8 protein-coding genes are annotated in these 7,870 nt (G+C 71.7%); all 8 read right to left on the bottom strand.

Features of this window, described 5'->3' with window-relative positions; all coding sequences use genetic code 11:
• Positions 1–671 (bottom strand): sugar kinase (locus AC1D15_RS11820; RefSeq protein WP_477826126.1); only part of this gene is annotated, 671 nt, incomplete at its 3' end.
• A complete protein-coding gene (locus tag AC1D15_RS11815; protein WP_477826125.1) occupies positions 661–2,136 on the bottom strand; it encodes an N-acyl-D-amino-acid deacylase family protein in 1,476 nt (491 codons plus the stop codon). The genes AC1D15_RS11815 and AC1D15_RS11820, both read right to left, overlap by 11 nt.
• Complete coding sequence (locus AC1D15_RS11810) at positions 2,133–3,035, bottom strand: MurR/RpiR family transcriptional regulator (RefSeq protein ID WP_047503265.1); 903 nt, start codon at positions 3,033–3,035, stop codon at positions 2,133–2,135. Before AC1D15_RS11810 ends, AC1D15_RS11815 begins: the two co-directional genes overlap by 4 nt.
• Before the next feature lie 10 nt (positions 3,036–3,045).
• Positions 3,046–4,344, bottom strand: a complete 1,299-nt coding sequence (locus AC1D15_RS11805) for an amino acid deaminase (protein WP_477826124.1) — start codon at positions 4,342–4,344, stop codon at positions 3,046–3,048.
• The gene (locus tag AC1D15_RS11800; RefSeq protein WP_465113893.1) at positions 4,341–5,306 is read right to left on the bottom strand and encodes an ABC transporter ATP-binding protein; all 966 of its coding nucleotides are present in this window, start codon (positions 5,304–5,306) and stop codon (positions 4,341–4,343) included. The genes AC1D15_RS11805 and AC1D15_RS11800 overlap by 4 nt, the downstream gene beginning before the upstream one ends.
• Entirely contained in the window at positions 5,303–6,322 is a 1,020-nt protein-coding gene (locus AC1D15_RS11795; RefSeq protein WP_477826123.1) for an ABC transporter ATP-binding protein, read from the bottom strand. Before AC1D15_RS11795 ends, AC1D15_RS11800 begins: the two co-directional genes overlap by 4 nt.
• Complete coding sequence (locus tag AC1D15_RS11790) at positions 6,322–7,161, bottom strand: ABC transporter permease (protein WP_477826122.1); 840 nt, start codon at positions 7,159–7,161, stop codon at positions 6,322–6,324. Before AC1D15_RS11790 ends, AC1D15_RS11795 begins: the two co-directional genes overlap by 1 nt.
• A gap of 10 nt (positions 7,162–7,171) precedes the next feature.
• The coding region (locus tag AC1D15_RS11785; RefSeq protein WP_477826121.1) for an ABC transporter permease at positions 7,172–7,870 on the bottom strand (699 nt) is incomplete at its 5' end.

Genomic DNA, 7,870 nt, shown 5'->3' with positions numbered 1-7,870 from the left:
ACCCGCTTCGCGCCCTGGTCATGCGACCAGCGCAGGATGTCGTCGTGCCGCAGCAGCCCGGTCAGCGCGCCGATCTCGTCGATGCTCGGGAAGAACAGGTCGCAGTGCGCCAGCGTCTCGCGCGCGATCGCGAGCGCGCGGGCCGCGGGCCACAGCGCAGGGCGGAAGTTCAGGTCGTAGCTGATGTGCGTGCCGGCACCGCGCGCGCGGGCGATGGCCTCGAACACCGCGTCGCAGGCCGATGCGCTGATCGCCTGCGAGATGCCCGAGCAGTGCAGCCAGTGCGCGCCCTGCACGACGCCGGGCGGCAGGTCGACGGGGCGCATGCGGCTTGCCGCGCTGCCGGCGCGGCGGTACGAGAAGCGGTGGCCGCCCTCGCCATGCGTCACGAAGTAGAGCCCGGTCTCGGCGCCGGCGAGGCGCTGCACGCCCTGCGTCGCGATGCCTTCGTGCCGCCACAGCGCGAGCAGCTGTTCGCCGAACAGGTCGTCGCCGAGCTGCGTCAGGTAGCCGGTGCGCGCACCCATGCGGGCGGCCGCGATCGCGCAGTTCGAGGTGTCGCCGCCGAAGCCGGCGAGGTAGCGGCCGTCGGGCTGCTGGTTGAACTCGGCCATCGCCTCGCCGATGGCCAGCACATCGAGCGATTTCTCGAGCATCTGTTCAGACGACATCCGATGGTCCCCTCGTCAACATCCGTCCGGCGCGCTGCAGCACCTGCGGCACCGGTCCGGCAGCATAGGCGCGCACGCCGTTCACGTGCACCGAGGAGATCCCGATGCTCGCGCTGATCGGCACATCGTAGGTGGCGGTGTCGGCGATGCGCGCCGGGTCGAACACCACCACGTCGGCCATCATCCCCGGGCGCAGCAGGCCGCGCCCGGCGATGCGGAAGTTGCGCGCGGTCAGGCCCGTCATCTTGTGCACCGCCTGCTCCAGCGTGAACAGCTGCCGCTCGCGCCAGTAGCGCGCCAGCACGCGCGGGAAGGCGCCCCACAGCCGCGGGTGCGGGTGGCGGTCGTGCGGCAGGCCGTCGGAGCCGATCATCGTGCGCGGGTGCGCGATCACGCGCTCGACGTCGTCCTCGTTCATCTGGAAGTAGCAGGCGCCGCCCGGCTGCAGCCGGCGGCACGCGGTCTTCTGGTCGACGCCCCAGTCGTCGGCGATCGCCGACAACAGCCGGCCGGTGTGCTCCGGGTGCGCGTCGCTCCAGGTCAGCATCACGTCGATCACACCGTCGACCAGGTCCTCGCGCAGCACGGTGGAGCCTGCCACGTAGGGGTAGACGTCCATCGCGACCGGCTGGCGCGTGCCGAGCGCATCGATCAGCGGCAGCGTCTCGCGCGTGCGGCCCCAGTTGGCGGGGCCGGCGCACTTGTGGTGCGAGATCACGAGCGGCACGCCGGCCGCGAACGCGGTGTCGCCGGCCTCGTGCAGTGCCTCGATGATCTGCGCCATCTCGCTGCGCAGGTGGGTGGCGTAGATGCCGCCATGGCGCGCGACGATGCGCGCCAGCTCCGTCACCTCATCGGCCGGCGCCGGGAAGGCCTCTTCGTAGAACAGCCCGGACGACAGCCCGTGCGCGCCGTCGGCCATCGCGGCTTCGAGCAGCGCGGCCATGCGCGCGCGCTCGTCGGCCGAGGCCGGCTTCGAGAGATCGGGCACCGCCGCGAAGCGCAGCGTCGTGTGGCCGACCAGCGCGGCGACGTTCAGCGACGGCTGCGCGGCCTGCACCGCGTCGCGGTAGGCGGCCATCGTCGGGTAGCGGAACGAGCCGGCGCCCAGCAGGTTCAGCGGCGGCTTCGCGGCCTCGGTGACGTAGGGCGCGAGCGAGATGCCGCAGTTGCCGGTGACGACGGTGGTGATGCCCTGCGACAGCTTCGGCAGGCCGTCGGGGTCGCGCAGCACGATCGCATCGTCGTGCGTGTGGGCGTCGATGAAGCCCGGCGCGATCGCGAGGCCGCTGCAGTCGACGGTCTCGACCTCGTCGGGTGCGAGACCCTCGGGCAGGCGGTCGCGCAGGCCGGCGCCGGTGCGCAGGATGCGGTCGCCGGCGATCAGCACGTCGCCGGTCCAGCCGGGCGTGCCGGAGCCGTCGATCACCAAGCCGTTCTGGAAGAGAGTGGCCGACACGCTCATGGCTTGGCCCCCACGCCGCCGCCGTCCCAGCTCTGCAGCGGGTGCGTGCGCACGTCGATGCCGTGGCGCTGCAGCGCCTCGCGCACGTAGGTCAGCCGTTGCACGGCCGGGTCGCCGCGCCGCTGCGCGACCAGCACGGTCAGGATCTCGATCACGGTCAGGTGGGTCAGGTAGGCGTCGATGCCGACGTGCATCACCGCATCGTCGGGCACGCTCAGCGCGATCAGCATGTCGGCACGCTCGGCCAGCGGCGTGCCGGGGCGGGTGATGCAGACCGCCTTCGCGCCCTGCGCACGGGCGATGTCGACCGAGTCGAGCAGCGAGGGCATGCCGCCGACGTGCGAGATCGCGATCACGACGCCGCGCTCGTCCTGCGCGGCGGCTGCCACCTGCTGCAGGTGGTAGTCGGCCCACGCGGTGGCCGACAGGCCCAGGCGGAACAGCCGCGCCTGCAGATCCTGCGCCATGAACCACGAGGTGGAACCGGCGCCGTACAGGTCGACGTGGCGGGCGACCGCGATCGCGTCGACGGCGGCGCCGAGCGCGGCCATGTCGAGCTGCGCGCGCACGCCGGCCACCGACGCGGCGGCGCTGCGCGAGATCTTCGCGACCACCTGGTCGGCGCTGTCCTCGATGTTGACGCGGCGGTGCAGCGGCGAGCCGCCGAGCGCCAGCGCATGGGCCAGCGCGAGCTTGAACTCGCGCAGGCCGGCGAAGCCGAGGTCGCGGCAGGTGCGCATCACGGTGGGCACCGAGCTGCCGGCGCGCTCGGCCAGCGATTCGAAGCTCTCCTCGAGCACGCGGTCGGGGTCGTCGAGGATCAGGTCGAGGATCGCGCGGCGTGCGGTGGGGGCGCCTTCGCGCGCCGCGGCCACGTTCTCCAGCAGGCTCTTGGTCATGGTCGGGGGATCAGAAGTGCATTGCCACCGCGTCGCTGACGCGGTAGTCGTTCTCGACGACCGGCATCCAGTGCCATTTGTCGAAGGTGGTGCAGGGATGCGAGATGCCCAGGCCGATGCGCTCGCCGACCGCGGGGGCGGCGGCCTCGTCATCCGCGGCCCAGCGCAGGTACGCGTGCTGGTCGTTCAGGCCGGTGATGGCCCAGCCGGCCGGCACCGGCGCGGCCTGCAGCGCACCGCGCGCCGCACGCGCGATCGGCACCGGCAGCGCCAGGTCGAACGAGATGTCGCGCTTGCCGACCGCGAGGATCGCGAGGCCCGGCTCCGGCCGCGACTGCACCATCGCCCAGACCTCCATCGCCGGGCGCAGCGTCTCGCCGCAACCGCAGCCCAGGCGCGCCTCGACGCTGTTCACCATGCGTTTGTAGAAGCCGTGGTCGTGCGTCACGTAGCAGCCCGAGCGCAGCAGGCCGCGCACCGGCCGCGCGAGCGAGGGCGTGAGCCGGCCGGCCACCAGGTCGAAGATGGCCGAGCCGCCGGCCGACAGCAGCACCTCGTCGGCTTCGAACCAGCCGTTTGCATCGGCGGTCTTCGCGATCGCCTCGACGCGGTCCATCAGCGCCTTCGCATACGGCACGTCGGCATCGGTCTCGCCCTTCGCGCCGAGGCCTTCGTAGCACTCGATGCCGACCAGCTTCAGCGCGGGGCTGGCATGCATGCGGCGCGCGAGCGTGGCGGCTTCGTCTTCGGTGCGCACGCCGCTGCGGCCGCCGGCCACGCCGACCTCGAGCATCGCCTCGAAGGGCAGGGCGCCGGGGTGGGCCTTGGCCCAGGCCTCGATCAGCTCGAGCTGCGCGAGCGAGTCGACCAGGAACACGATGCGCAGGTCGGCATGGCCGCGCAGCAGCGCCTGGATCGCCGCGAGGTCGGCGTCGTGCACGACCTGGTTGGCGATCAGCGTGCGGCGCGCGCCGGTGGCGACGCCGATCGCGAGCTGGTTGACGGTTGCGAAGGTCAGGCCCCAGGCGCCGGCGTCGAGCTGGCGGCGGAACAGCTGCGGCGACATCGTGGTCTTGCCGTGCGGTGCGAGCTGGATGCCCCAGTCCTGCGTGCGCTGCTGCATCCACGCGATGTTGTGCTCCAGCGCCTCGCGCTTCAGCACGGCGAGCGGCAGCGGCAGGTCGCCGGCCAGCACGTTCCAGCCGGCGGCAGCGACCTCGCTGCGCCGGCGCGGCGCGGCGGTCAGCGGGTAGCCCTTCAGGCCGGGTTGCAGCAGCGGGTCGATCAGGTCGTCGGTCATGGTGGTCATGCGGTGATYAGGTCGTCGCGAATGCAGGCCGAGAGGCGGCCGGCGCCCTTGTCCGCGAGAGGGGGGATGGCCTGCGCGCAAGCCTCGATCGCGTGCGGGCAGCGCGTGCGGAACACGCAGCCCGACGGCGGGTTCATCGGGCTCGGGATGTCGCCCTTCAGCGGGATGATCTCGGTCTTGTCCAGCGGGTCGGGCTTCGGGCTCGCGGCCAGCAGCGCCTGCGTGTACGGGTGCAGCGGCCGCGCGAACAGCTCGGCGGTGGTCGACACCTCCATCACCCGGCCCAGGTACAGCACCACGACGCGGTCGCACAGGTACTCGACCACGTCCAGGTCGTGCGAGATGAACAGCATCGTCAGCGACAGCCGCTCGCGCAGCTCGGCCAGCAGGTTGATCACCTGCGCCTGGATCGACACGTCGAGCGCCGACAGCGGCTCGTCGGCGACGATGAACTCCGGCTCCACCGCCAGCGCCCGCGCGATGCCGATGCGCTGCCGCTGGCCGCCGGAGAACTCGTGCGGGAAGCGGCTCGCATGCTCCGGCCGCAGCCCGACCAGCTCGAGCAGCTCGGCGATGCGCTCCTTGCGCCGGCCCTTCGCGAGCCCGTGCGTCGACAAGGCCTCGTCGAGGATCGCGCTGATGCGCATCTTCGGGTTCAGGCTCGCGTACGGGTCCTGGAAGATGATCTGCAGCTTGCTGCGCAGGCGGCGCATGCGTTCGGCCGACAGCGCGCCGAGGTCGTCGCCGCGGTACAGCACCTGGCCGCCGGTGCGCTCGATCAGGCGCAGCACCGTGCGGCCGATCGTGCTCTTGCCCGAGCCGGATTCGCCGACCAGGCCCAGCGTCTCGCCGGCGCGGATCGCGAACGACACGTCGTCGACGGCGCGCACCGGCTTGTCGCTGCTGCCGAAGTAGCGCCTGAGGTTCTTCACCTCGATCAGCGGGGTGGCTGCATCGCTCATGCGGCATTCCTTTCCAGCGACGGCACGCGGATGCAGCGCGCCTGTCGCGATTCACCGCTGTCCGCGAGCGGCGGCACCGCCTGCGCGCAGGCCGGGATCGCCTGGTCGCAGCGCGGCTCGAACGCGCAGCCCGGCGGCGGCGCGAGCGGGCTCGACACCTGGCCGCGGATCGCGAACAGCCGCTTCGGCCGCGGCTGCCCCGCCGCATGAGACTTGCCCGGCAGGCAGGCCAGCAGCCCCTGCGTGTACGGGTGCGCGGGCGCCGCGAACAGCGGTCGCACCGGCGCCGACTCGACGACCCGGCCGGCATACATCACGACCACGTCGTCGGCATGGTGCGCGACCACGCCGAGGTTGTGCGTGATGAACAGGATGCTCATGCCGGTCTCGGCCTGCAGCCGGCGCATCAGCACCAGGATCTGCGCCTGGATCGTCACGTCGAGCGCGGTGGTCGGCTCGTCTGCGATCAGCAGSGTCGGSYSGCAGGCSAKSGCCAKCGCGATCATCACGCGCTGGCGCATGCCGCCCGACAGCTGGTGCGGGTACTCGTGCAGGCGCTGCGCGGCAGCGGGGATCTCCACCAGGTCGAGCATCCGCTTCGCATGCGCGAGCGCGGCGGCGCGGTCCAGCCGCTTGTGCAGCCGCACGCTTTCGGCGATCTGCTCGCCGACGGTGAACACCGGGTTCAGGCTCGTCATCGGCTCCTGGAAGATCATCGCCAGCTCGTTGCCGCGCAGCGCGCGCATCGGCGCATCGGGCAGCGTCAGCAGGTCGACCTCGGCACCGGCCCGCGTGACGAAGCGTGCGCTGCCCGCGACCTGCGCGCGCGCGGTCTTCGGCAGCAGCCGCATCAGCGTCAGGCTGGTGACCGACTTGCCCGAGCCCGATTCGCCGACGATCGCGGTGGTCTTGCCGGGCACGATGCCGAAACTGACGTCGGCCACCGAGCGCACCAGCCCGTCTTCCGTCGGGAAGCAGGTGCTCAGGCCGGTCACGGTGAGGCGGTTGGTGGTCATCAGAGCGTCTTCTTCAGCTTGGGATCGAGCAGGTCGCGCACGCCGTCGCCGAGGATCTGCAGCGACAGCGCCGTCAGGATGATCGCGAGGCCGGGGAACAGCACGACCCAGAATGCGCGGTCGGCGTACTGCTGGCTGCCGGCGACCATCGTGCCCCAGGTGGGAATCTCCGGCGGCACGCCGACGCCGAGGAACGACAGCCCGGCCTCGGCCAGGATCGCGTACGCGAAGATGAACGAGACCTGCACCAGGATCGGCGACAGCAGGTTGGGCAGGATGTGGCGCCACAGGATGCGCGAGGTGCGCACGCCCAGCGCCCGCACCGCCTCGACGAACAGCAGCTCGCGCACCACCAGCGTCGAGGCCCGCACCACGCGCGCGACGCGCGGCGTGTAGACCAGCACCAGCGCCAGCACCACGTTCAGCAGCGAGGCCCCGAGGATCGCGACCAGCGCGATCGCGAGCAGGATGTCGGGGAAGGACATCATCGCGTCGACCACGCGCATCAGCGGCGTGTCGAGCCGGCGGAAGAAGCCCGCCACCAGCCCGAGCAGCGTGCCGGCGAGCACCGAGCCGAGGGCCGTCAGCGCGGCGATCGCGAGCGAATAGCGCGCGCCGTGCACGATGCGCGCGTACAGGTCGCGGCCGAGCTCGTCGGTGCCGAGCAGGTGGGCGGCGCTCGGCGCCTTCAGGCGGTCCAGCACCGCGGTGTCGTTCGGGTCGAACGACGCGAACCAGGGGGCGCCGAGCGCGAGCACCGCGATCACCAGCAGCACGGCGGCCGACAGCATCACGATGCGGCGGTGCATCAGTTGTCGAAGGAGGCGAGGGACTTTCACGACGACATCCTCACAGCTTCACCCGAGGATCGACCGCCACGTACAGCAGGTCGATCGCGAAATTGATCAGCACGTAGATCGCCGCGATCACCAGCAGCGCRCCCTGGATCACCGGGTAGTCGCGCCGSAKCACCGCGYTSACCACCAGGTTGCCSAYGCCGGGYARSCCGAACACCGTCTCGGTGACSACSGCGCCGCCGATCATCAGCGCSACYGTCAGCCCCAGCACCGTGACGAYMGGCACCAGCGCGTTGCGCAGCGCATGCTTCAGCACCACCGTGCCTTCGCCGAGGCCCTTCGAGCGCGCGGTGCGCACGTAGTCTTCGCCCAGCACGTCGAGCATCGAGGCCCGCGTGAAGCGGATGATCAGCGCCGAGTTCAGCACCCCCAGCACCAGCGACGGCAGCATCAGCGCATGGAGGCGTTCGCCGAGCGATGCATCGGGCGCCCCGTAGCCCGAGACCGGGAACCAGCCGAGCGACACCGCGAACAGCTGGATCAGCACGATGCCGAACCAGAAGCTCGGGATGCTGGCGCCCAGCATCGCGGCGCCGGTGACGACCTGGTCGAGCCAGCGCCCGCGGTACACCGCCGAGACGATGCCGCACGGGATGCCGATCAGCGCCGCGATGGCCACTGCCATCAGCGCGAGCAGCGTGGTCGGCTCGGCGCGTTCCCACAGCGCCTGCGTGACCGGGCGCTGCAGGAA

Source organism: Rhizobacter sp. P2_H2, assembly GCF_056403375.1.
The sequence above is the reverse complement of the archived record's forward strand: the minus strand, read 5'-3'. Positions and strand labels throughout refer to the sequence as shown.

What these genes read in the sequence shown, in the direction of transcription:
- AC1D15_RS11805 (WP_477826124.1), bottom strand. Translation starts at nt 4,344, where the DNA reads ATGACCACCATGACCGACGACCTGATCGACCCGCTGCTGCAACCCGGC.
- AC1D15_RS11815 (WP_477826125.1), bottom strand. Translation starts at nt 2,136, where the DNA reads ATGAGCGTGTCGGCCACTCTCTTCCAGAACGGCTTGGTGATCGACGGC.
- AC1D15_RS11810 (WP_047503265.1), bottom strand. Translation starts at nt 3,035, where the DNA reads ATGACCAAGAGCCTGCTGGAGAACGTGGCCGCGGCGCGCGAAGGCGCC.